The organism is Actinomadura meyerae (genome assembly GCF_900188445.1).
Classification (GTDB): Bacteria; Actinomycetota; Actinomycetes; order Streptosporangiales; family Streptosporangiaceae; genus Spirillospora; species Spirillospora meyerae.
Genome location: NZ_FZOR01000015.1, coordinates 1 through 22,641, shown reverse-complemented (window position 1 = coordinate 22,641; position 22,641 = coordinate 1). Strand labels below are relative to the sequence as shown.

General features: G+C 71.4%; 26 protein-coding genes and 1 tRNA gene. 12 read left to right on the top strand and 15 right to left on the bottom strand.

The window, feature by feature from the left end:
• Positions 1-144: 144 nt before the first annotated feature.
• The 3 genes from CHF16_RS17110 to CHF16_RS17100 all read right to left on the bottom strand — a co-directional run bounded on the left by CHF16_RS17110 (position 145) and on the right by CHF16_RS17100 (position 3,541).
• Entirely contained in the window at positions 145-2,790 is a 2,646-nt protein-coding gene (locus tag CHF16_RS17110; RefSeq protein WP_089327052.1) for an ATP-binding protein, read from the bottom strand.
• Between the two features lie 159 nt (positions 2,791-2,949).
• Entirely contained in the window at positions 2,950-3,207 is a 258-nt protein-coding gene (locus tag CHF16_RS17105; RefSeq protein WP_089327051.1) for a helix-turn-helix domain-containing protein, read from the bottom strand.
• A gap of 261 nt (positions 3,208-3,468) precedes the next feature.
• Positions 3,469-3,541: transfer RNA gene (locus CHF16_RS17100), tRNA-Arg, on the bottom strand.
• A 132-nt stretch (positions 3,542-3,673) separates the two neighbouring features.
• On the opposite strand from CHF16_RS17100, the gene CHF16_RS17095 reads away from it, so the two are divergent.
• Positions 3,674-4,123 (top strand): hypothetical protein, encoded by a 450-nt coding sequence (locus CHF16_RS17095; RefSeq protein ID WP_089327050.1) that lies wholly within the window; start codon positions 3,674-3,676, stop codon positions 4,121-4,123.
• Between the two features lie 82 nt (positions 4,124-4,205).
• Positions 4,206-5,240, top strand: a complete 1,035-nt coding sequence (locus CHF16_RS17090) for a D-alanyl-D-alanine carboxypeptidase family protein (protein WP_089327049.1) — start codon at positions 4,206-4,208, stop codon at positions 5,238-5,240.
• Between the two features lie 73 nt (positions 5,241-5,313).
• Here CHF16_RS17090 and CHF16_RS17085 read toward each other — a convergent pair whose 3' ends face one another.
• The 7 genes from CHF16_RS17085 to CHF16_RS17055 all read right to left on the bottom strand — a co-directional run bounded on the left by CHF16_RS17085 (position 5,314) and on the right by CHF16_RS17055 (position 12,591).
• On the bottom strand, positions 5,314-5,727 hold the full coding sequence (locus tag CHF16_RS17085) for an MscL family protein (RefSeq protein WP_089327048.1): 414 nt from the start codon (positions 5,725-5,727) through the stop codon (positions 5,314-5,316).
• A 108-nt stretch (positions 5,728-5,835) separates the two neighbouring features.
• A complete protein-coding gene (locus CHF16_RS17080) occupies positions 5,836-6,468 on the bottom strand; it encodes an SAF domain-containing protein (RefSeq protein ID WP_089327047.1) in 633 nt (210 codons plus the stop codon).
• The gene (locus CHF16_RS17075; protein ID WP_089327046.1) at positions 6,465-7,286 is read right to left on the bottom strand and encodes an S-methyl-5'-thioadenosine phosphorylase; all 822 of its coding nucleotides are present in this window, start codon (positions 7,284-7,286) and stop codon (positions 6,465-6,467) included. The genes CHF16_RS17080 and CHF16_RS17075 overlap by 4 nt, the downstream gene beginning before the upstream one ends.
• Before the next feature lie 107 nt (positions 7,287-7,393).
• Positions 7,394-9,520 (bottom strand): MMPL family transporter, encoded by a 2,127-nt coding sequence (locus CHF16_RS17070; RefSeq protein ID WP_089327045.1) that lies wholly within the window; start codon positions 9,518-9,520, stop codon positions 7,394-7,396.
• Between the two features lie 313 nt (positions 9,521-9,833).
• Positions 9,834-10,199: an FmdB family zinc ribbon protein gene (locus CHF16_RS17065; protein ID WP_089327044.1), complete on the bottom strand. Its 366-nt coding sequence runs from the start codon at positions 10,197-10,199 to the stop codon at positions 9,834-9,836.
• 169 nt (positions 10,200-10,368) lie between these two features.
• Positions 10,369-11,853, bottom strand: coding sequence for a potassium/proton antiporter (locus CHF16_RS17060; protein WP_089327043.1), 1,485 nt, complete (start codon positions 11,851-11,853; stop codon positions 10,369-10,371).
• Positions 11,854-12,069: 216 nt separating this feature from the next.
• Positions 12,070-12,591, bottom strand: coding sequence for a 5-formyltetrahydrofolate cyclo-ligase (locus CHF16_RS17055; RefSeq protein ID WP_245868663.1), 522 nt, complete (start codon positions 12,589-12,591; stop codon positions 12,070-12,072).
• 93 nt (positions 12,592-12,684) lie between these two features.
• Between CHF16_RS17055 and galU the strand changes: the two genes are divergently transcribed.
• From galU to CHF16_RS17025, 6 genes are all read left to right on the top strand, one after another.
• Positions 12,685-13,620: a UTP--glucose-1-phosphate uridylyltransferase GalU gene (gene galU, locus CHF16_RS17050; protein ID WP_089327041.1), complete on the top strand. Its 936-nt coding sequence runs from the start codon at positions 12,685-12,687 to the stop codon at positions 13,618-13,620.
• 27 nt (positions 13,621-13,647) lie between these two features.
• Positions 13,648-14,850 carry a molybdotransferase-like divisome protein Glp gene (gene glp / locus CHF16_RS17045; protein ID WP_089327040.1) on the top strand — a complete coding sequence of 401 codons (1,203 nt, stop codon included), beginning with the start codon at positions 13,648-13,650 and terminating at the stop codon, positions 14,848-14,850.
• Positions 14,851-14,888: 38 nt separating this feature from the next.
• Entirely contained in the window at positions 14,889-15,314 is a 426-nt protein-coding gene (moaC, locus tag CHF16_RS17040) for a cyclic pyranopterin monophosphate synthase MoaC (RefSeq protein ID WP_245868709.1), read from the top strand.
• Positions 15,311-15,790 carry a MogA/MoaB family molybdenum cofactor biosynthesis protein gene (locus CHF16_RS17035; RefSeq protein WP_089327155.1) on the top strand — a complete coding sequence of 160 codons (480 nt, stop codon included), beginning with the start codon at positions 15,311-15,313 and terminating at the stop codon, positions 15,788-15,790. Before moaC ends, CHF16_RS17035 begins: the two co-directional genes overlap by 4 nt.
• Before the next feature lie 70 nt (positions 15,791-15,860).
• Entirely contained in the window at positions 15,861-16,685 is an 825-nt protein-coding gene (locus CHF16_RS17030) for an AraC family transcriptional regulator (protein WP_218826702.1), read from the top strand.
• Between the two features lie 74 nt (positions 16,686-16,759).
• Complete coding sequence (locus tag CHF16_RS17025) at positions 16,760-17,386, top strand: dihydrofolate reductase family protein (protein ID WP_089327037.1); 627 nt, start codon at positions 16,760-16,762, stop codon at positions 17,384-17,386.
• Here the strand turns inward: CHF16_RS17025 and CHF16_RS17020 are convergent.
• Entirely contained in the window at positions 17,355-18,329 is a 975-nt protein-coding gene (locus tag CHF16_RS17020; protein ID WP_089327036.1) for a helix-turn-helix transcriptional regulator, read from the bottom strand. The two genes, CHF16_RS17025 and CHF16_RS17020, sit on opposite strands and share 32 nt — an antisense overlap.
• A 108-nt stretch (positions 18,330-18,437) precedes the next feature.
• On the opposite strand from CHF16_RS17020, the gene CHF16_RS17015 reads away from it, so the two are divergent.
• On the top strand, positions 18,438-18,833 hold the full coding sequence (locus CHF16_RS17015) for a RidA family protein (protein ID WP_218826710.1): 396 nt from the start codon (positions 18,438-18,440) through the stop codon (positions 18,831-18,833).
• A 69-nt stretch (positions 18,834-18,902) separates the two neighbouring features.
• Here CHF16_RS17015 and CHF16_RS39490 read toward each other — a convergent pair whose 3' ends face one another.
• Positions 18,903-19,328, bottom strand: a complete 426-nt coding sequence (locus CHF16_RS39490; RefSeq protein ID WP_143228017.1) for a hypothetical protein — start codon at positions 19,326-19,328, stop codon at positions 18,903-18,905.
• Between the two features lie 206 nt (positions 19,329-19,534).
• On the opposite strand from CHF16_RS39490, the gene CHF16_RS17005 reads away from it, so the two are divergent.
• Positions 19,535-19,801, top strand: coding sequence for an Atu4866 domain-containing protein (locus CHF16_RS17005; RefSeq protein ID WP_089327033.1), 267 nt, complete (start codon positions 19,535-19,537; stop codon positions 19,799-19,801).
• Between the two features lie 12 nt (positions 19,802-19,813).
• Here the strand turns inward: CHF16_RS17005 and CHF16_RS17000 are convergent, their stop codons facing one another.
• Positions 19,814-20,797, bottom strand: coding sequence for a zinc-dependent alcohol dehydrogenase family protein (locus CHF16_RS17000; protein ID WP_089327032.1), 984 nt, complete (start codon positions 20,795-20,797; stop codon positions 19,814-19,816).
• Between the two features lie 86 nt (positions 20,798-20,883).
• Between CHF16_RS17000 and CHF16_RS16995 the strand changes: the two genes are divergently transcribed.
• On the top strand, positions 20,884-21,267 hold the full coding sequence (locus CHF16_RS16995; protein WP_089327031.1) for a winged helix-turn-helix transcriptional regulator: 384 nt from the start codon (positions 20,884-20,886) through the stop codon (positions 21,265-21,267).
• 224 nt (positions 21,268-21,491) lie between these two features.
• On the opposite strand, the gene CHF16_RS16990 is transcribed toward CHF16_RS16995, so the two are convergent.
• A complete protein-coding gene (locus tag CHF16_RS16990; RefSeq protein WP_089327030.1) occupies positions 21,492-21,878 on the bottom strand; it encodes an ATP-binding protein in 387 nt (128 codons plus the stop codon).
• The gene (locus tag CHF16_RS16985) at positions 21,875-22,153 is read right to left on the bottom strand and encodes a hypothetical protein (protein WP_143228016.1); all 279 of its coding nucleotides are present in this window, start codon (positions 22,151-22,153) and stop codon (positions 21,875-21,877) included. The genes CHF16_RS16990 and CHF16_RS16985 overlap by 4 nt, the downstream gene beginning before the upstream one ends.
• 85 nt (positions 22,154-22,238) lie before the next feature.
• On the opposite strand from CHF16_RS16985, the gene CHF16_RS16980 reads away from it, so the two are divergent.
• The coding region (locus CHF16_RS16980; protein WP_143228015.1) for a helix-turn-helix domain-containing protein at positions 22,239-22,641 on the top strand (403 nt) is incomplete at its 3' end.

Genomic DNA, 22,641 nt, shown 5'->3' with positions numbered 1-22,641 from the left:
GTCGTCCGGTACGGGGCGCGGTCGCATCCGGGAGATACCTGGCAGGAGCCCTGGGCAGGTGCCCCGGTGCCCCCAGGGAGAGCACCGCAGACTCGCGCAAAGCGCAGGCGCCCGCCGACCGGAAGGACGAGGCGCGCGCTGCGATCAAGCGGCTTCGCGCGCCAGGACGAGGCGGGCCAGATCGACCCGGGAGTTGATGCCCCACTTGGTATAGACGTTCCGCAGGTGGGTGTTGACCGTGTGGCGCGACAGGAACAACTGCTCGGCCACCTGCCGATTGGTCGCGCCCTGGGCCACCAGCCGGGCCACGGTGACCTCCGCCGCCGTCAGCCCCCACTGGCCTTCTCGAGCCCCGTCCAGTGTCCGGGGCGCCCGGCGCACGCCCAGTCGGCGCAACCGGCGCCGGACGCGCGCGGCGTCGCGTGCCGCGCCCGACTCCTCGTACAGGTCGAGCGCGGTGTTCAGCAGGTCTCGCGCGCCGGGGCCGCCGGCCGCGCCGAGGACACGGCCCGCGTCCTCGGCCGCCGAGGCGTGGACCAGCGGCCTCTCGGTGTCCTCGAACAGCTTGACCGCGTGCAGCAGGAGATCGGGGTCGTCGTCCACGATCCCGCGCGTCTGGGCGGCGACGCCCCGCAGCAGCGGGATCTCCGGATCGAGACCGGTGGCGCGCTCGGCGGCGGCCGCCGCGAGGCCGGGCCGCCCGGCGGCCAGCGCGAGGCGTGCGAGCACGACGAGGTCGGCGGGGTCGGGCGATCGGTCCACGCCGTCCCAGGCGAGTTCGAGGAGTTCGGCGACGCGGGCGGTGTCGCCCAGGGCCTCCGCCGCCGGCACGGCCAGCCAGGCGCCGGTGTGCCGCACGACCGGTGCCTCGGCGCCCATCATCCGCGCGCCGTCGGCGGCGCAGCGGCGGATGCCTTCCCGGTCCCCGAGCATCACCGACGCCCGGCCGAGCGCGTACCGGGCCGTGATGTCCGCGAAGTCGCCCGCGGCCAGGTCGTCCGCGGCGGCAAGGGCGGCACCGGCCTCGGTGCGCGCGGCGCCGAGGCGGCCCGCGTCGAGCAGGATCCGCGCGCGGCTCATCGACCACAGAGCCGCCGCCGCATGCCCGGTCCGCTGCGCGGCCCGGATGCCCGCATCGACTTTCCGCAACGCGGCCCCCGTCTGCCCGGACGCGGAGAGAGAGAACGCCCGCGCGCACACCTCAAGCGTCCACTGCGGGCTCTGCGTACTGGCGATGGCGGTCGGCCGCGAGGCGTCACCCGACAGCGCGAGGTAGAGGGCCTCGGCCGCCGAGAGCCGGGCCCGCAGCGCTTCGGGCAACCCCGGCAGCGACAGCCCCGTCCGGCACTCGCGAAGAGCCTTCCCAAAGGAACAAGGGCTCACCAGGTGCGCCACCACCAACCGCAGCCGCGCTTCTTCTACCGCGGTGAGGGGGCCGTCCAACGTGGTGCCGGCGAGGGCCCTGGCCTCCGCATACCGGCCGTCCGCGCCGAGCAGCTCGACCGTCTCACCGGCGATCTCGGCGGTGTCCGCGCCGAGCGGATCCGCCAGCTCCAGCGCCCTGCGGCTCAGCTCCGCAGCCCGCGATGGCGCGGAGGCGGTCAGGTCTGCGGCGGCCTCGCGCAGCAGGTCCACGGCCCGCCGGTCGCCCGGCGCGGCGACCTCGGCGAGCGCGTCGGCGACCTCGGCCACCCCGCAACCCCGCGCCAGCCGGACGTCCACCGCCTGCCGCCGCAGGTATCGGCGCAGCGCCGAGGAAAGCGTCCCGGAAATCGCCTGCCGCACCAGGTCATGACGAAAGGCCAGCAGATCTCCCGCCAGGTCGAGAAACCCGGCACGGACGAGGTCGTCCACCATCGCGGCCACCTCATCCGCCGGAACCCCGGTGAGGTCGCCCAGCTCTCCGGCAGTGAACGGCCGGTCGAGCACCGACGCGACCCGCAAGCCCTCCCGAGCATGCGGTGGCAACTGGTCGAGCCGACCCCGCACCATGGCCTGGACCCGGCGCGGAATCGTCGCGCCCGACATCGACGCGACTCCGCCCCGGACCGTGACGAGTCCCTCCTCCCGCAGGCCGCGCAGCAGCTCAACGACCAGCCGCGGCGTGCCCTGCGCGCTCCGCACCGCACGCAGCACGCCGTCACCGGGCGCGGCCCGCAGCACATCGGCCGCCAGCGCGACGACGGCGCGGTCGGGCAGCTCACCGAGGACGATCCGATGCCCGGCGCGCTCCCGGACCAGGTCCAGCGCCCCGCACACGTCGGCGGAGGCCGGTCCCACCGCCACCACCCACAGGATCCGGGCGTCCGCCAGGCCGTCCATGAGCACCGCCAGCGCCTCCAGCGTCGCCGGATCGCACCACTGCACGTCGTCGAGGCAGATCACCAGCGGCTGCCGTGCCGCACTCCGCGCCAGCCCGCCGCGGATCTCCTGCAGCGTCCCCGAGCGCAGATCGGCCGGTCCGGCGGAGGCCGTACCGAGCAGCGGTTCCGCCCCGCCGCACAATGCCTCCAGCAGCGGCCCGAGCGGGACGGGCAGCCCGCTGAACGCCCCGGCCCCATGCCTCCACGAGAGGCCGACCTCAAGCGCGCGGGCCCGGGTCTCGGCGAGGAGCCGCGTCCTTCCCGAACCCGGCGGGCCCTCGACCACCACCGCCCCGCCCTCCCCGTCGGCCAGCGCGGCGAGCCGTCCCACCAGCAGCCCGAGCTCGGCATCGCGGCCGCGGAGCGGGAGATCACCGGACGGTGGGACGGGGCCGGTGCGCCCCCGAATCATCGGCTCGACCGCCATGACCCCTCCGTTCAGCCTGCCGGTGGACACCTTTCGCGGACACGACAACTGTGTGCGGGCACATGGGGAGACCGCATCAGTGACAGCCTGGGCAGGCTCACTGGAGAGTCCCGGGCCGCCTCCCGGAACCACGGGACTCCCGCGCACGGCGGGAAGGCGTCACTCGGACGAACCGTGCGAGGCCCGCGTGGAGAGCGGTTTGATCAGGTCGTCCATCGTGCAGTCGAGGATGTCCAGCAACGCCATCAGCGTGCGGAGGTTCAGCCGCTCCGGCTTGTCGACCACGAGCCGGTACACCTGGCTCGCCGACAGCTCGACGCCCCGGGTGGCGAGCAGCGGGCGCAGTTCCGTCGTGGAGAACATGCCGCGTTCCGCCATGACCTCGCGGAGACTCCACCCATAGTCCAGGTCGGCCATGCGACGAGCGTCCTTCTCCTCAGACCCGTACGGTGCGTGCTTTACGACCGGATATCTGCGCATGGCAACAGGCTTCCCGGGCACGTGCCCGGTTCGCATCCGTGACCCCCTAGGGGACCGGCCCCCGTGCCCCCGGGGATCGCCCAGTGACCCCGCCAGATCGTCGTGGTCGGCGACGCCTTCTACCGCACGGCCTTGGCCGCCCAAGCGGGATGGATCTGACGGAACGCCCCACCGCCGCTCGGGGGTTCGCGTTCTGGGCGCCCCCGGCAGGATTCGAACCTGCGACACCCGCTTTAGGAGAGCGGTGCTCTATCCCCTGAGCTACGGAGGCATGTCGTCGCTCGCGCTAGAGCGTAGCGGACGGCAGGTACAGGGTAGGCGAAAGGGAGCGCTGAACGCTTCTTCTTATGGGTCTCCCGGGGCCCTAGGCCCCGTGGGGCCCTGATCGGTACGCTTCGGTGCCGTGACGGGACGGCATCGCGGTCAGCCGAAGCTCAAGGGCGCCGAGGACGAGGTGGAGGAGCGCGGCGCGTCCCGGGGGAGACGGGCCGCGGTGATCGCCGGGGCGTTCCTGGTACCCGTGCTGGTGGCGTCCGTGATCGCGATCGGGATGCGGGACGAGCCCGTCAGCCGGCGGCCGGAGACCGCCGGGACGCCGGCGCGGAACGCCACGCCGGTCACCCCGCAGCCGGAGCCGACCTACGGCGAGTACGTGCCGCCCGAGTCGGAGCCGCAGATCGCGACGAAGGCGCCGAAGCGGGCGCCCGCGCCGGTGACGAAGCCGCGCAGGCGCACCACCCCCGCGCCGTCGCCGTCCCCGACGCGGCAGGTGCGGCGGCCGTGCCCGGCGGGCTGGGAGGACGTCTGGTGGATGCGCCGGTGGTGCGAGCGCCACGGTTACGGTGACCGCTGAACCGGTTACGCGCAGGTCACCGTAGAACCTGTAGTAGCGTTCTGCCGCTGTTCCGCATCTGGGCATCTGGAGGAAAACCACCGTGCCGTACACCCGGTCGGCGGCGCTGACCGCGGTCTTCCTGGTGATCGCGGTGCTGTCACCGCACGGCGCCGCCGCCGCGGGCCGGGCCGACCCGCTGGAGTCGCTGCGGCGCGAGGCGTCGAAGGCTCGGGACGAGCTGGAGAAGGCCACCGATCAGATGAAGGGCCGGCAGAAGGACCTCGCCGCCTCGCAGGTGAAGCTGCGCGGCACGCTGAAGGACCTCGCCGTCGCCGAGGCCGAGCTGAACCGGATCCGGGGGCCGCTGGCGCGGCTGGCGAACACGTCCTACCAGCAGAGCGGCGCGGCCGGATCCATGTCGATCTTCGGTGGCGGTGACCCCGGCCAGGCGCTGCGCTCGACGGCGGACGTGACGCTGCTCGCCCAGTCGCAGCAGGCGCTTGTGGACCGTGCCGACGACCTGCAGAAGCGGCGGCAGCAGCTCGCCTCCACCGCGCAGGACCTGCAGTCGCGCAACGCGGTCGAGCAGACCCGCCTCCAGCAGGAGGTGGACGGGCTGAAGAAGAAGTCGGCGCAGCTGACGAAGCAGCTCAACGACATGCTCGACAAGCTCGCGGTGAGCCGGCAGAGGCGGCTGGAGCTGGGCTGTGACAAGACCCTCGCCGCGGACGCGAGGAAGTTCCCGAACGGGCTGATCCCGGCGAAGTACCTGTGCGCGCTGCCGCAGAAGGGCGACCACAAGCTGCGGGCCGACGCGGCGCTGTCCTTCTACAAGCTGAACACCGCGTACAAGCGGCGGTTCGGCCGCGACATGTGCGTGACGGACGCGTACCGGAGCCTGGCCGAGCAGCACTCCGTGTACGCGCGGCGCCCCGGTTTCGCGGCCGTCCCCGGGACGAGCAACCACGGCAAGGGGCAGGCCCTCGACCTGTGCGGCGGCGTCCAGAACTCGGGCTCCCTCCAGTTCAACTGGATGGAGGCCCACGCCGGGCGGTACGGCTGGATCCACCCGGCATGGGCCTACAGCAACCCGTTCGAGCCCTGGCACTGGGAGTTCGGGACCGAGGACGGGTGACCGGCCTGGCTCACCCGCCCGGCCGCCGGCTCCCGGCGGTGCTCCCTGGGCCGCTCGCGGAGAGAGGCCGGGCCTAGTAGGGGACCTCGGTGGCGGGGACGACCTCCGAGGTGCAGTAGCGGCAGCGGCGGGCCTTCACCGGGATCTCGCTGAGGCACTGGGGGCATTCGCGCTCGGTGGCCTCCTTGCCGCGGTCCATCCGCTCGATCAGCTTCGTGGTCGGCAGGACGACCAGGAAGTACACGATCGCCGAGGTGATGACGAACGCGATCGCCGAGGTGACGAAGATCCCGTAGGGGAAGGTCGTGCCGTTGATGTCGACGGCGAGCCGGGTGTAGTCGGGCTTCCCGCCGAGGAGGGCGATCAGCGGGGTGATGAACGAGTTCGCGAAGTCCTTCACCAGGCTCGCGAACGCCGCGCCGACGACGAACGCGACCGCGAGCTCGACCAGGTTTCCGCGGAAGAGGAACTTCTTGAATCCGCTCATGAGAGCTCCAGGGGGTATCGGGGAGCGCCCGCGGGCCGGCTGGGGCCGCACGGGCGCTGGAACGGCTACGGATGGTAATGAACACTTCTCGCCCGGCCAAGTCGAAGGTCAGTGGCCGGCGATGGTGAAGGAGAGGTAGGGGCCCGCGCCTGCCAGAGCCAGCGCCTGGGGTCTGCTGGTCGCCAGGACGATCAGTGCTCCCTCCTGGGCGCCGGTGTCGTCCGCGGGCGGGGCCGCGATCACCGGCACGTCCGAGACCACGATCTTCGCCGTGCCCCAGCGGGGGTCGGCCGGCGCGTCCGGTGGTCGCTCGGCGGAGGCGGTGGACGCCTCCGGGGCGGGCCGGGTGAGGACGTCTATGCGGTCGCCGGGGTGGACGAGGCGGACGGCGCCGGGGTCGGCGACGCGGACGGGCGTCGCCACCGTGCCGGGGCCGTAGCCGTCGAGGAGGGCATCGTCCAGGACGCGGGCGTCGGTCAGCGGTTCGCCGCGGCGCATGGGGCCGGCGAGGGTGCGGCCGGCGGCGGCCCGGTGGAGGGCGCCGGACGGGACGGCGGACGGCGGGAGGGCGACGGGGCGGACGTCGGAGGCGGTCAGGGTCGTGCCCGCGGGCAGGTCGCGGGCGGCGGCGAGGACGCGGACGGACGGCGGAGGCCCCGGCCGCAGCGCGACGAGGGCGAGGCCCGCGGCGGCCGCGGCGAGCAGCGCCGCCGCCGGCCGCCGCAGGCGGGCCGTTCTCATGGGAGTTCCAGGGGGAGGTCGATGCCGTCCAGCACGCGGGGGCACGGGCAGGCGCGTTCGGTGGGCAGCGCCTTCACCGCGTCGGCGACGAGGGTGCGCAGGCGCTCCATGTTCTGCCCGAAGACGCGGAGCACCTCCTGCATGGTGACGCCCTCGCCCTCCTCGATGCCGGCGTCGAGGTCGGTGACGAGGCAGAGGGAGGTGTAGCAGAGCGCCAGCTCGCGGGCGAGGACGGCCTCGGGGTGGCCGGTCATCCCGATGAGCGTCCAGCCCTGGGAGGCGAACCACTGCGATTCGGCGCGGGTGGAGAACCGGGGCCCCTCGATGACGACGAGCGTGCCGCGGTCGACGGGGTCCCAGCCGGTGGCGCGGGCGGCTTCGAGGGCGGTGCGGCGGCCGGTGGGGCAGTACGGGTCGGAGAACGACACGTGCACCGCGGCGCCGGAGTCGTAGTAGGTCTGCTCGCGCCCGGACGTCCGGTCGGCGAGCTGGTCGGGGACGGCGAGGGTGCCGGGGCCGTACCGCGGCGTCAGGGAGCCGACCGCGCAGGGCGCGAGGACCTGCCGGACGCCCAGGGAGCGCAGCGCCCACAGGTTGGCCCGGTAGGGGATCCGGTGCGGCGGGAAGCGGTGGTCGCGGCCGTGCCGGGGGAAGAAGGCGACGCGGCGGCCGCCCAGCTCGCCGATCGCGATGGGGTCGCTCGGCGGGCCGTAGGGGGTGTCGACCCGCACCTCTTCGATGTCGTCGAGGAACGAGTAGAAGCCCGAGCCGCCGATGACCCCGATATCGGCGGTGGGCTGGGAACCGGAAGTGGACATGGCGCCGACCCTAGCCACCCGCGCGCCGGGTCCGGCAGGCCGTCCGCCGATTGTGGATAACCGGGGACCGGGGGAGAGGGCACCCGCTCCCTCTCCCCCGGAGACCGTCAGCCGACCGGGTCCAGGACCTTGGGCTCGACGGCCGGCTCCTCGCGGGCGAGCCGTCCCGGCGTCCAGATCCGCCGGCCGATGTCGTGCGCCAGCGCCGGGAGCAGCAGGGACCGGACGATGAGCGTGTCGAGCAGGACGCCGAACGCGACCACGAAGCCCATCTCCACCATGCTGACCAGCGGCAGCGTGACCATCGCCGCGAACGTGGCCGCCAGCACCAGCCCGGCCGAGGTGATGACGCCGCCGGTGACGGTGAGGCCGCGCCGGATGCCGCGGCGCGTGCCGAGGAGCTGCGACTCCTCCCGCACCCGGTGCATCAGGAAGATGTTGTAGTCGACCCCGAGCGCGACCAGGAAGATGAACGCCAGCAGCGGGAACCCGGCATCGGCGCCCTCGAAGCCGAAGCCGTGCTCGAAGATCAGCGCGCAGGCGCCGAGCGAGGCGAGGAACGACAGCACGACGGTGCCGATCATCAGCAGCGGCGCGACGGCGGCGCGCAGCAGCGCGATGAGGATGAGGAACACCACGCCCAGCACGATCGGGATGATCACCTTGTTGTCGCGGCTGGAGGCGCGCTCGATGTCGAGCGCCGTCGCGGTCATGCCGCCGACCTTCGCGTCCGCGGACGGGACGCCGTGCACGGCGCTCCGCAGCCGGTCGATGGTCGCCCGCGCGGCCTCGCCGTCGGCCGGGTCCTTCAGCACCGCCTCGTACTTGACCAGGCCGTTCACGGTCACCGGCGGGGAGACCTCGGCGACGCCGGGCGTCCCGCGCAGGGTCTGGGCGAGCTGGTCGGACGCCTGCGCCCGGCCGATGACGACGGCGGGGGAGCCCGAACCCGCGGCGAAGTGCCGGGTGACGACCTCCGAGCCCTTCACGGAGTCGGGCTTGCCGGTGAACTGGCCCGCGTCGGTCAGCCCGTCCGCCTTGAGCGACCCCAGCCCCAGAGTGAGGACGATCAAGCCGAGCAGGGTGCCGGCCCAGAGCGCGCGCGGGCGCCTGCCGACGAAGGCGGCTATACGGCTCCACACGCCGTGCTCGGCCTCGTACGCCTCCGGCCGCAGGTACTTCTCGTCGTACCGGGGGACGAGCGGCCAGAACAGCCACCGGCCGAAGATGACCAGGAGAGCGGGCAGCAGCGTGGTCATGGCGGCCAGGGCGGTGAGCACGCCGGCGGCGGCGACGGGGCCCATGCCCGCGGTGGAGTTCATGTCGGCGAGCAGCAGGCACAGCAGGCCGACCGCGACGGTGGCGGCCGAAGCGATGATGGCGGGCGCCGCGCGGTGCAGCGCGAAGGCCATGGCCTCGTGCCGGTCCTCATGGCGGTGCAGCTCTTCCCGGTAGCGGGCGACGAGCAGCAGGGCGTAGTCGGTGGCGACACCGAAGACGAGGACCGTCAGGATGCCGGCGCTCTGGCCGTTGACGGTGAGGTCGGCGTACTTGGCCAGCAGGTACACCGACGACTGGGCGAGCCCCAGGGCGAACACGGCGCTGAGCACCGGGACGATCCACAGGAGCGGACTGCGGTAGATGAACAGCAGCAGGACGATGACGACGAGGCCCGCGGCCATGAGCAGGAAGCCGTCGAGGCTCTCGAAGACCTTGAACATGTCGGCGCCGCTGCCGGCGGGCCCGGTGACGTGCGCGGTCAGCCCGGGAGGCCCCCGCTTGGCGATGTCGCGCGCCTGGTCGACGGCGCCGGTGACGTCCTCGTCGGTGAGGGGAACGAGCGTCTGCAGGGCCTTGCCGTCCTTGGACGGGAACGGGCCGGACGCCTTCTGTGCGCCGGGCAGCTGCTGCAGGGCGGTCACGTCGGCGGCGGCCTTGGCGCGGTCCGCCGGGGTGATCCCGCCGGACCGCTCGTAGACGATGACGGCGAGCATCGTCTCGTCCTTGCGGAACTGCTCCTCCAGCTCGACGACCTGGGTCGACTCGGCGCCGGCGGGGAGCCAGGCGGCCGCGTCGTTCTCCTCGACGTCGCCGAGCTTGCCGGCGAGCGGGCCGAGGCCCACCAGCAGGGCGATCCACAGGGCCAGGACGACCCATTTGGTGCGCCGTCCGGCGATCAGTCCGGCAAGCCGGTGGGACGGGGCTCTGGGTGGAGCCGGGCTCGAAGCGCTCATGATCCTCTCCTGAGGCACGAAGACGAGATATATCGCGTTAGCTAGAGTGTCTCGCTCCCCGAGAGATGTCAAGTACTATCTCGAAATCCCCGAGGGTCGTGCGGCGGAGCGGTAGGGGTGGGCCGTTCCCTGATCTCAATCGTCGCGTCAGGGCCGGCCGTGCGCGTCCGGCGTGAGAAGGGAACGCGGCTACGCCGTTCGGGCCATGGAAAAGGCGCCGGCTACGTCTTGAGATGTAGCCGGCGCCCGGGAACGCCTGAGACCCGGCGGGTCCGCGGGGGACCGCCGGGTCGGGCGCGAGGGTCCTACGAGGTCAGGCGACCTTCTCGGACGACGAGGACTTGCCGGACGACGAGGAGTCGCCGCCGGACGACGACGAGCCGGAGGCCGCCGAGGAGGAGTCGCCCGAGGAGCCGTTCGACGAGGTGCCCGACGAGCCGTTGGACGACCCGTTCGACGAGGTGCTCGACGACGAGCCCGCGGTCGAGGACGACTTGCCGGAGCCGCGGCTGTCGGTGCGGTAGAAGCCCGACCCCTTGAAGATGATCCCCGCCGCGGAGAAGACCTTGCGGAGCTTGCCGCTGCATGCCGGGCATTCGGTCAGCGCGTCGTCGCTGAACTTCTGCACGACCTCCAGAGGTTCGCCGCACTCGGTGCAAACGTACTGATACGTCGGCACGGTTCCTCCTAGCTGACTCAGCCCGGCGGAGTCCGGACTGGCACTCACTGTGAACGACTGCTAATGGTACCCATGCGTGGAACGGGATTCGCCCCCGGCCTGTTCCCAGGTCGGTCACGAATCCGCCCGTCCCCGCCCGGCAGGTGTCCGCCCGTCCCCGCCGTGCGCATCAGGTGCCGGTCTCGCCGAACCAGCCCGCCAGCTTGCCCTTCCTGCTCACCGCGCGGAGCCGCCGCTCGGCCGCCTCGCGGACGGCGTCGGTGGTCACGACGAGGAGGGTGTCACCGGATTGCAGCGGCGTGGTCGGTTCGGGGACGAAGCTCGTCCCCTCCCGCACGATGAGCGTGATGGACGCGCCCGGGGGCAGCCGCAGCTCGAAGATCTCCACGCCGCTCAGCATCGAGTCGGGCGGGATCCGGACCTCCAGCAGGTCGGCGTGCAGCTCCTCCAGCGGCGCGGCCTCCACGTCCAGCTCCCGGGTCGGCTCGTCGCTGGACAGCCGGCACCAGCGCGCCACGAGCGGCAGCGTCGGCCCCTGGAGCAGGGTGAACAGGACGACGATGTTGAAGACGATCGCGAACAGCCGGTCGGCGTTCGGGATGTCGGCGACCATCGGGATGGTGGCGAGGACGATCGGGACGGCGCCGCGCAGCCCGGCCCAGGAGGTGAAGAGCTTCTCGCCCCAGGTCAGCTTGAACCCGATCGTGGACAGCACGATCGACACCGGCCGGGCGACCAGCAGCAGCACCGACCCGACGATCAGCGCGGGCAGGATCTGGGCGGGGAGTTCGCCGGGGTCGGCGAGCAGCCCGAGCATCACGAACAGCCCGATCTGGGCGAGCCAGCCGACGCCCTCCGCGAAGCCCCGCGTGGCGGGACGGTGCGGGAGCCGGGAGTTCCCGAGCACCACCGCGCCCACGTAGACGGCGAGGAACCCGCTCGCATGCAGCATCGACGCCGACGCGTAGGCGCCGACGGCCAGCGACATCACCGCGATGGGGTAGAGGCCGGAGGCGGGCAGCGCGATGCGGCGCAGGCCCTGCGCGCCGAGCCACCCGATGGCGATGCCGATCACGGCGCCCGCGACCAGCTCGTACACCATCACGCCGAGCAGTTCGGCCAGGTTGGGGGCGGTGCTGTGGGCGCTCAGCGTGATCACGATGATGACCACGGGGGCGTCGTTCATGCCGGACTCGCCCTCCAGCAGGCCCATCAGCCTGGAGGGCAGGGGCAATCGCCGCAGCACCGAGAACACGGCGGCGGCGTCGGTGGGCGCGAGCACGGCGCCGAGCAGGAAGGCGAAGCGCCAGTCCATCCCGAGGAGCCAGATGCAGGCGGCCGCCACGATGCCGATGCTGATCAGGGTGCCGAGGACGGACACGCTGACGGCGACGGGCACCGCCGGCTTCATCCGCCGCCAGTCCGTGGTGATGCCGCCTTCGGCGAGGATCAGGACGAGGGCGGCGAGCCCGAGCGTCTCGGCGAGTTCGGCATCGTCGAAGTGGATGTGGAGGGGACCGGACTCGCCGATGAAGAGGCCGAGGGCCATGTACGCCAGCAGGGTCGGGAGTCCCGCCTTGTGGGACAGCCTGACCGCGATGATGGCGCAGAGTACGAGCGCGGCCCCGAGGAGTAGCCAGATGTCGAGATGCACATCCCGCCCTTCGGGGTCGTCAAAGTTGAACGTTTAGCAATCCTACAGATTCAACGGTCGATCGCGCATTTCCTGTTGAGCATCGGCATGTCGGAAACGATCCCAAACGCTGTATGGCCTGCGGTTTTACCCTGTTCACGATGTTTCGCACGTCCCCTGCCGGACCGTCCTCCTTCCCGGCCGCCCCTCCACTGGGCCGCATGCCCGGGCCACCGGTCAGCCCAGCCGGACGAACCCGTCGGACGGGGTGGCGACGGCGCGGACGCGCCGGTCGTGCGGCTCGGACGGCAGCGCCTCCACCAGCTCGCCGTCGTACAGCGGCGCGACCGTCAGGATCGCCGGGCCGACACGCGCGAGCGCGCGGTCGTAGGAGCCGCCGCCGCGGCCGAGGCGCATCCCCGTCCGGTCGACGGCCACCGCCGGGACCAGGACGACGTCCGCCCCGGCGATCGCGCCCGGCCCGCGCCGCGGCTCGGACGGCTCCAGGCACCCGCGCGCCCCCGGCACCAGCGAGTCGGGCCCCTCGTAGGACGCCCAGTCGAGGTCGCCGTCCGGGAGCAGGACGGGGAGCAGCACGTACGTCCCGCGCTTCCAGAGCGCGAACAGCAGGCTGCGCGTGTCGGGCTCGTCGCCGATCGACGCGTACGCCGCGATGGTCCCCGCCATCTCCACCTCGGGCACCGACAGCAGCGCGTCCCGGACCCGGCGCGCCGCCGCGGAGCGCTCCTCCGGTCGCATCGCCGCACGTCGGCCCAGCATTTCCGCCCGGAGTCCGGCCTTCGAAAGGATGTCGTGCACGCTGTCGTCCTCACGGATGGTTAGGGTCGGTACATGGCCGACATTGCACCTGTACTCAAGGCGGTCGTCCCTGCGGCCGGCCTCGGTACCCGATTCTTGCCCGCCACCAAGGCGACTCCCAAGGAAATGCTGCCCATCGTCGACAAACCGGCGATCCAGTACGTCGTCGAGGAGGCGGTCGACGCCGGCCTCAGCGACGTGCTCATGATCACCGGGCGCAGCAAGCGGTCCATCGAGGACCACTTCGACCGAGCCTACGAGCTCGAGGAGGCGCTGCGCGCGAAGGGCGACGACGGGCGGCTGGACGCGGTGCGCGAGTCCAGCGACCTGGCGATCATGCACTACGTCCGGCAGGGGGAGCCGCGGGGCCTCGGGCACGCGGTGCACTGCGCCCGCCAGCACGTCGGCCGGGAGCCGTTCGCGGTGCTGCTCGGCGACGACATGATCGACGCCCGCGACAAGCTGCTGCGCCGCATGATCGAGGTGCGCAACCAGTACGGCGGCAGCGTCATCGCGCTGATGGAGGTGGCGCCCGACCAGGTCTCCGCGTACGGGTGCGCGGCCATCGAGGCGACGGACGAGGACGACGTCGTCCGTGTGTCCGACCTGGTCGAGAAGCCCGCCGCCGAGGAGGCGCCGAGCAACTGGATCATCATCGGGCGGTACGTCTGCGACCCCGCCGTGTTCGACGTGCTGGAGAAGACCCCGCCCGGGCGCGGCGGCGAGATCCAGCTGACCGACGCGCTGCGCACCCTCGCCGACATGCCCGCCGACCAGGGCGGCGGCGTCTACGGCGTCAAGTTCCGGGGGCGCCGCTACGACACCGGCAACAAGCTGGAGTACCTGCGGACGGTCGTCCAGTTCGCCGCGGAACGCCCCGACCTGGCGCCCGAGTTCATCCCGTGGCTGCGCGAGTTCGTCGAGTCGCAGGACGGCGCCGGCGGCGTGGGCGGCTCCGGGGACGCGTGACGACCCGCCACACTGGGAGGCGTGGTCATGAGATCGGTCGATGAGCATCTGCAGGAGATCCTCGGCAGAGTGAAGACGCTGCCGCCGCTCGACCTGGCGCTGCTGGAGGCGCAGGGCACGGTGCTCGCCGAGCCCGTGTCCGCGCCGGTGCCGCTGCCGCCGTTCGACAACTCCGCGATGGACGGCTACGCCGTCGTCGCGGCCGACATCGCGGCGGCCGCCGAGGGGTCCCCGGTCACGCTGCCCGTCGTCGGCGACATCGTGGCGGGCGACTCCGGCGTGGCGGCGATCCGGCCCGGCCTGACCGCGCGGATCATGACGGGCGCGCCGCTGCCCGCCGGCGCCGACGCGGTCATCCCGGTCGAGTGGACGGACGGCGGGGCCGCCAACGTCCGGGTCTTCCGCGCGGCCCCGCCGGGCAACTACATCCGGCGCGCGGGCGAGGACGTCCGCGCCGGCGAGGTCGTGGCGCCCGCCGGCACGCGGCTGACCGCGCCCCAGCTCGGCATGGTCGCGGCGGTGGGCCGGCCCCGGGTGACGGTGCGTCCGAAACCCCGCGTCGTGGTGGTCTCGACGGGCGACGAGCTGCGCGAGCCAGGTTCCGCCCTGTCCCCGGGCCAGATCTGGGAATCGAACAGCTTCATGCTCATCGCGGCCGTGGTCGAGGCGGGCGGAGTCGGGTTCCGGCACGCCACGGTCGAGGACGAGCCGGGCGACGTCCTGGAGATGCTCCACGACCAGCTCGTCCGGGCCGACGCCATCATCACCACCGGCGGCGTGTCCATGGGCACCAGGGACGTCGTCAAGGAGGCGCTGACCGGCACGGTGGGCTTCCACAAGGTGCGGATGCGTCCGGGCAAGCCGCAAGGGTTCGGCCTCCTTGAGGGCACGCCCGTGTTCACGCTCCCCGGGAACCCCGTGAGCGCGTACGTCTCGTTCCAGGTCTTCGTCCGGCCCGCGCTGCTCGCCATGCAGGGGCTGCCACCGGAGCCGCTGCCGACCGTGAGCGCCGTCCTGGCCGAGGACGTCACGTCCCCAACCGGGCTGCGCCACTACCTGCGCGGCAAGCTGTCGTTCAGCGGCGGCTCCTACAGCGTGGCCCCCGCCGAGGTGCAGGGCTCCCACCAGCTCGCCTCCCTCTCCTCGGCGAACGCGCTGATCGAGCTCGCAGAAGACACCGAGGCCGTGCAGGCCGGTTCCACCGTCAACGTACTGAGGTTGCCCTCGTGACCGAGTTCACCCACCTGGACGACACCGGCGCGGCCCGCATGGTCGACGTGTCGGCGAAGGACGTCTCCGCCAGGACCGCCACGGCGACGGGTCTCGTCCGCCTGTCGCCCGACTGCGTCGCCCTCCTGCGCGCCGGTGACATTCCCAAGGGCGATGCGATCTCCGTGGCCCGCATCGCCGGGATCATGGGCGCCAAGCGCGTCCCCGACCTCGTCCCCCTGTGCCACCCCATCGCCCTGCACGGCGTCACGGTCGACCTGGAGGTCCGGGACGACGGCGTCGCGATCACCGCGGTCACCCGCACCGCCGACCGGACCGGCGTCGAGATGGAGGCCCTCACCTCCGTCAGCGTCGCCGCGCTGGCCCTGGTCGACATGGTGAAGGCCGTCGACCCCGCCGCGGTGATCACCGATGTCCGGGTGGAGGAGAAGACCGGCGGCAAGAAGGGCGTGTGGCGGCGATGATCAGGGCGATGGCGGTCACGGTCTCCAACCGCGCCGCGGCCGGCGTCTACGAGGACAGGTCCGGCCCCGTCCTGGTCGAGCTGCTGGAGGACATCGGCTGCCAGGTGGACGGCCCGGTCGTGGTGCCGGACGGCCCCCCGGTCGCGGAGGTGCTGCGCGACGCGGTCGCCCAGGGCTACGACGTCGTCGTCACGTCCGGCGGCACGGGCCTGACCCCGACCGACCAGACCCCCGAGATGACCCGCCAAGTCCTGGAATGGGAGATCCCGGGGATCGCCGAGGCGATCCGCCTGGAGGGCCGCGAGAAGGTGCCCGCCGCGATCCTGTCCCGTGGCCTCGCGGGCGTCGCGGGCCGCACCGTGATCGTCAACCTGCCCGGCTCGACCGGCGGCGTCCGCGACGGCATGGCCGTCCTGGCCCGCGTCCTGCCCCACGCCGTCGACCAGATCGCGGGCGGCGACCACCCCCGCCCCTGACCGGCCGCCCCTTGCCGGAGGTCGACCCGACCTCGTCCTCCACACTGGTCGCATGGATTACGTCGGCCGGGTGCCCGCGCCGCCGCTGGATCGGTTCATCGACGACGTCTACTACCTGAGCGGGGTGCCGCGCCACCGCCGGATGAGCGTGCCGCCGATGCCGTCCGCGCACCTCTTCATCAACCTGGGGGAGCCCGCCCGCCTTTGGGACTCCGACCCTTCCGTGCCGCCGCTGCTGGTCGTCGACGGCTGGTTCATGGGCATCTGGACCAGACGTTTCCTCATCGAATACCCCGCACGAGTGCGGCTGGTCGGGGTGCATTTCAAGCCGTGGGGGCTTTCGCCGTTCATCGACATGCCGGCGTCCGAACTGAGGGACCGCTGGGTGCCGGTCGACGCCGTCTGGCAGCGGTCCGTGGACCGGATCCGCAACCAGATCGGCGACATCGCAACGGCCGCCGAGACGCTGCACGCGGTGGAAGGGGAACTGCGAGCGCGCCTCGCCGACACGCCTTCGCGCGGCCTTGACCTCGTCCAGCACACCGCCGGACGTCTGGAGACCGTCCACGGCGCGCTTCCGGTCGGCGCGCTGGCCGATGCCGCCGGGGTGAGCGGCAACCACCTGGCCGCGCAGTTCAAGTCGCATGTCGGGGTCACTCCGAAGCGGGTGGCGCGCATCTACCGCTTCGCGCGGCTGATCCTCTCGGTGGACGCCCGGCATCCGGTCGACTGGCCGGACCTCGCCCATGCGGCGGGCTATTTCGACCAGGCCCACTTCATCCGGGAGTTCAAGGACTTCACCGGCCTCACCCCGACGGAGTACCTGGCCCTGCGGCGCCGATTCCCCGCCGACGCGGCGTTCCCGCCGGACAGCGGCCCGATGCCCGCCGAGTGATTTTTTACAATCCGGCGCGCTCCCCGGGGCGCAAGGATCGCAGGGCCGAAGAGCGAGCGACCGGAGGAGAACCCATGGGCTCGGTGATCATGCACTGCGCGGTGTCGGTGGACGGCTTCATCGCCGACGACAACAACGACGTCGGACCGCTCCACGACTGGTACTTCAACGGAGACACACCGCTGGCGGACGCCGAGCCGGAGGGGTTCGACCACTCCGGAGCCGGAACCTCCTTCAGGGTCTCCAAGGCGTCGGCGGACTACATCCGGCCGATCTGGGACGGGATCGGCGCCATCGTGATGGGCCGCACCCTGTTCGACCTGGTGAACGGCTGGGAGGGCAGCCCGCCCACCGGTGACCACGTGGTCGTGGTCTCCCACCGTCCCAAGCCCGAAGGCTGGCACCCCGAGGCGTCCTACCACTTCGTGGACAACGTGGCGGCCGGGATCGGCAAGGCCCGAGAGCTCGCCGGCGACCGCACCGTCAGCGTGAACGCCGGCGACGTGGGCGGCCAGGCCCTCGCTGCCGGCCTCGTGGACGAGGTGGCGATGGACATGGTCCCGGTGGTGTTCGGTACCGGCAAGCGCTACTTCGGCCCCGTCGACGGCCGGCACCTGCTGGAGCCGCCCCACACGGTCATCCAGGGGGACGGCGTTCTGCACCTGAGCTTCAAGGTCCGTCGCCGTAGCGAGCAGCGATAGCGGCAGCCCGATCGCGCAGGGACGTACGCAACCACTCGGGCTCCAAGGCCTCCGCGCTCATGGCGAGCTGCCACAGTGCCCACTCGGCGTGCCTGCGGTCCTGGAAGGTCACTTCGAGCCGTGTCCAGCCGTCTGGCTCAGCCTCTTCCGTCAGGACGGCAAGCGCGGTGCCGGCCAGCTCGTCCCGCCGCTTGGGATGCACCCGAACCAGCACGGCGACCTGGTCGCCGCCGGTCCGGAACCGGGTACTGCGCTCCTGCCAGACGCGGTCCAGATCGACCTGCTCCGGCCGCTGCGCGGGCTCGTCGAGTTCCTCGGCGGCCAGGATCCGGGACAGCCGGTAGGTGCGGTCCTCCCCGGCCCTTCTCGCCAGCAGGTAGCCCAGGTCGCGGACGGTCACCAGCCCGACCGGATCGACCGTCCGCCACCGCGCCGCCCTGCCCGCGGCCGCGTAGTGGATGCGTAGCTTGTGCCCGGCGAACACCGCGCGCCGCACCTCGGCCACGACGGCGTCGGGCACCTCCTCGGCGACCTGCCGCCGCGACAGCAGGTCGATCTCGGGATCGATGAGCAGCCGCTGGGCCGCGCCCGCCGCGACGTCCCGATGGCCCTCCGGGAGCGCGTCGACCACCTTGAGCATCGCCGACGCGAGCGCCGACCCGAGCCCGAACGCCTGCGCGCCGCGCCGCGACCCGGCGATCAGCAGGGCGAGCGCCTCGTCGTGGTTCAGCCCGGTGAGCTCCGTCTGGAAACCGGGCAGCAGCTCGAACCCGCCATGCCGCCCGCGCTCGGCGTACACGGGCACCCCGGCCGCCGACAGCGCCTCGATGTCCCGCAGGACCGTCCGGGTGGAGACCTCCAGCTCGCGGGCCAGCGTGGCCGCGGACAACCGGCCGCGCCGGCGCAGCAGCAGCACCAGCGAAACCAGCCGGTCGGCGCGCATGCCAAAACCCTAGCGAATACATGACAAAGGATGTCGTGATTAGTTGGCAGGCTCTCAGCACATCGGCCGCCGAAGCCGATACTTCCGACGAATGGAGCCGTAGTGACCATAGAGCGAGCGCCGGTCAACCCGTGGACGTGGTCGATGGAGATGGGCTACAACCAGGGCGAACTCGTCACCGGAGAGCCCCGGACCCTCTACATCTCCGGCCAGACCGCGATGAGTGCCGAGGGTAAGCCCCAGCACCCGAACGACATGAAGGCACAGCTGATCCTGAGCCTCGACAACCTGGAGTCCGTCCTCGGCGAGGCCGGCATGACGCTGGAGAACCTCGTCCGGCTCAACGTCTACACGACCGACGTGGACGAGCTCTTCCAGCACTACGCCGAACTGGCCGCCCGCCTCGCCACCGCCGGAGTAGCCCCGACCACCACGATGCTGGGCGTGACCCGCCTGGCGATCCCGACCCTCATGGTCGAGTTGGAGGCCACGGCCGTCGCCTGAGAATCAGAGGCCGCCCCAGGCCAGACCCGGGGCGGCCTCTGCCCCATCCAAGAATCACCAGTCAGGACGTCACCAATACCGTTCGACCATCCCCTTGGTGGCGACACGCGCCTTGGTAACACCACGAACCCGCCGCCTGCGCCGCTTCTCGACCCGGACAAGGCGCCGCCCATCAGCCTGCCCGCCGCCCTCCAGCCGGACGCGCCGCCGCAACCTGCTCTCGACCCAGTCACCCAGCGGCAGGTCGGGCTCTTTCCGCCACGTCTTCGGCCGCCTACGCGCCAGCCGCTCCTCGGCCTCCTCGGCCCTGGCGGCGTCCACCCCTCCGGTGGCGTCCCGGAGAATGCGCTGCAGACGATGACGGTTGGCACGATTGGGAAACCGCTTGTTCAGCCGTACCGCTTTCCTGGACGTCTTGTCGTTCTCCGCGTAGGCATTGCGGCGGTCTTTCGCATAGCTGAGCCGCTTCTTCTCCTGAGGGCTCCTGCTTCCCACCAAGCCTCCTCCGCCAAAGCCCGAGCCACTGCGGACACAACTCTCCCAGCGGGCGCCACAGCTCGCCATGGCGAAGTCCTGCGGCCGGGCCATACGGAGGGCGGGGTGTGGTGCCCGGGTGCGCCGTACCCAGGTACCACGCGCCCTGGTTGATGCCCGCTGAGCTGCGCAAACTTGTGGAGGTGAACGACAGAGAGGACCCCGCCATGGCTGAGAACGAGAACCTCGACGTGGTCGGAATGTGGGTGACCGCGGACGGCCATATCCGCCAGGAACTGCTGCCGGACGGCCGCTACGACGAAGCCCGCGGCGACCGGCGCAGCGCGTACACAGGCCGGTACACGGTGACCGGCAACCACATCGACTACATCGACGACACCGGCTTCACGGCGACGGGCGACATCCGAGACGGCGTCCTTTACCACGAGCACCTCGTGCTGTACCGCGAGGAACAAGCCGAGCGCCGCCCCTGAGGCCCCGGGAAATCAGACCGTGACGACGATCTTCTTTCCGGCATGGAGGCCCTTCTCCAGGCGGCGGTGCGCCTCGACGATGTCGTCGAGGGCGAACACCTCGTCGATGGCGGGCCGCAGTGCGCCGAGCCGTACACCGGCGTTCAGGAAGGCCGCCATACGCTGCACCACCACAGGGTCGAGGGTGTGCTCGAAACTCTGGTAGCCGAAGATCGAGAGCGGCGTGCCCATCGGGAACGGTGTGGGGCGAGGGTCCAGGAAGCCCGCCGCGACCAGGGTCCCGCCGGGGCGGGCCGCCTTCAGGAGATCCTGCTGGCCTGGGCCCATGACGAGGTCGAGGACGATGTCGGCGCCCGTCCCGCCGGTGTGCCGGCGAACGGCTTCGGCAACGTCCATGCGGTCGGTCGCGACCACCGCGGCGGCACCGGCGGCGATCAGCTCGTCCGTCTTCGCGCTGTGCCGGGTGACGGCGATGGGCACGGCGCCGATCTGGTTGGCGATCTGCATCGCCGCCCGGCCGACGCCGCCGGACGCCGCGGTGATGAGGACGCGGTCACCGGGACGCATCCCCGCCTTCTCGACGAGTGCTCCGTAAGCGGTGGAGTACGCGACCCAGATCGCCGCCGCCTCCGTGACGCCGAGCCCGGCGGGCCGGGCGACGACACGACTTGCAGGAAGCGTGGTGGATTCGGCGTAGCTGCCCCTCACGTTCGCGTCCGGGATCGCCGCGAGGATGACCGGGTCACCGACCTTCAGCCCGGTGATTTCGGGGCCCAGCGCATCGATGATGCCGGTCCCTTCGACTCCGAGGCGAGCGTGCGGCAGGGGGACGGGTACGGGCGAAGTACCGGATCGCACCATCTGGTCGAGCGGGTTGACGGCGAACGCTTCGATCCTGACCCGGACCTCGCCGGCCGCGGGCTCGACGGCCTGCTCCTCGACGACGTGCATGACCTCCGGCCCGCCGAACTCGTCGAACACGACGACTCGTGGCATGGTGACTCCTCCGCATCTCGCGCTGGACTTGCTTCTCGTCCACGACGCTACGAAGCCGGCGGTTACCTCCTGGTACCTTCGATTTCATGGAGAATGCCGCTGGGCCGGTCTTCCTCGCGGACTGCCCCACACGACTGGCGGTAGAGATCATCTCCGACAAGTGGGCCGCGCTCGTGCTCTTCGGGCTCAGCCGGCAGCCGCGCAGGCACGGCGAACTCGTCGACCTCATCGGCGGCGTCTCGCGCAAGGTCCTCACCCAGACGCTGCGCCGGCTCCAGCAGTACGGTCTCGTCGAACGCCATGCCGAAGCGCCCCATCGGGTCGAGTACAGCCTCACCGACCTCGGCCAGACCCTTATAGAGCCCATCGAGGTCCTGACGAACTGGGCGAGAGACCATGGCGGAGCCATAGCCGACTTCCAGGAGGCAGCGGAATCCGCCACTCCCGCTCGAACGCGCCAAGCGAGTTGATTCCGAAGAAACCCGGCTTCTGATCACGAGGCTCCGGGGCCAGCGCGCAGGGGCCCCGTTGGAGTACCACCTGCTGTACGGCAAATAGATGGTCGGCGGTCGTGCCTTGTGAGGGCACGGCGTCCGCCGTATCTCCGGCTCGTCCAAACGAACCCGCTGTCCGCACGTTGGAGACGCTTCCGAGAGGCGCGGAATCTCCGCCTGTAAGGCCATTCTGCAGCCGGTCAGGCGATTTCAAACCAGGTGCGCAGGCGGCCGGTCTCGTCTGTGTCGTAGCCGAAGCGGGTGGCCAGAGTCTCGATTAAAAGAATCCCGTGACCGTGGTCGCGGAGTTCGGTGTCATGGCGGCGGGTCGGCAGGGTGGAGGCGCCCGCGTCGATCACCTCGCAGCGTATGGCGTTGCCGCTGGCGGAGAGCGCGAGGGGGAACGTTCCACCGTGGCGGGAGTTGGAGTGCCGCACGCTGTTGGTGCATGCCTCGGAGATCAGCAGTTGCGCTGTCGCCGTGCGGTCGGTGTCGTCCAGGATCTTGGCTGCGAAGCGGCGAGCCTCGCCGACGCTCTCCGGGGTGGCCGGCAAGGTCACGCGGCCGAGGACGCTCCAGTTCGTCATGCGTTCATAGCTTCCGCGATCGCGGGGACTGCCCGGGGGTCGGTGATCAGGGCCCAGTCACCAGACCACACCCAGACCCACGTCTGGATCTGCGGTGCGGGGATACAGGTGACGAAGCGGGTGGTCTTCGACCGGTAGCTGGTGACGCGCAGGACGGCGTTCGGTCCCGTCCACAGGACCTCGGGGCAGAGCCCGTAACGCTGCAATTGGCCCGCCAACCATCCAAGAAGGTATTGCCGGCGCCGGGGATGCAGTTCTTGTTCCAGATTGTCCATGATGTCTCCGTTTCCCGTACCGTCGCTGTGACCTCGCGGTTTTCGGGACAAGCGCGCTCCGCGATGGTTACCGTGTCGCTGTTCCTTGGAGCACCTGGAAATTCAGGCGGCGGATGGAAGTCTCATGCACATCAACGAATCTCCCGACCCCCGGTCGTCGATGTGGGCTTGGATGGCCTACAGCCTGCGGTTTCACCGGATGCAGCACGGCATGTCAGGCCATGCGCTGGCCAAGCTCCTCAACTGTGCGCGTTCCTCGATTTCCAGATTGGAGAACTGCGAGGCGAAGCTGACCGACGCCCAGGCCGGCGTCCTGGACAAGGATTGGAACACCGGCGGCCTGTTCACGACCATGCTCTGGTACGCCCGTCTCGGGCACGACCCCAACTGGTTGTGCGACGTGAAGTCGCACGTTTCGAGTGAATGCATGATTGGAGGTCGATGGAAAGTCGAAATGCATTCCAGGCTAGTGCCTGAGCCTGTCCCCG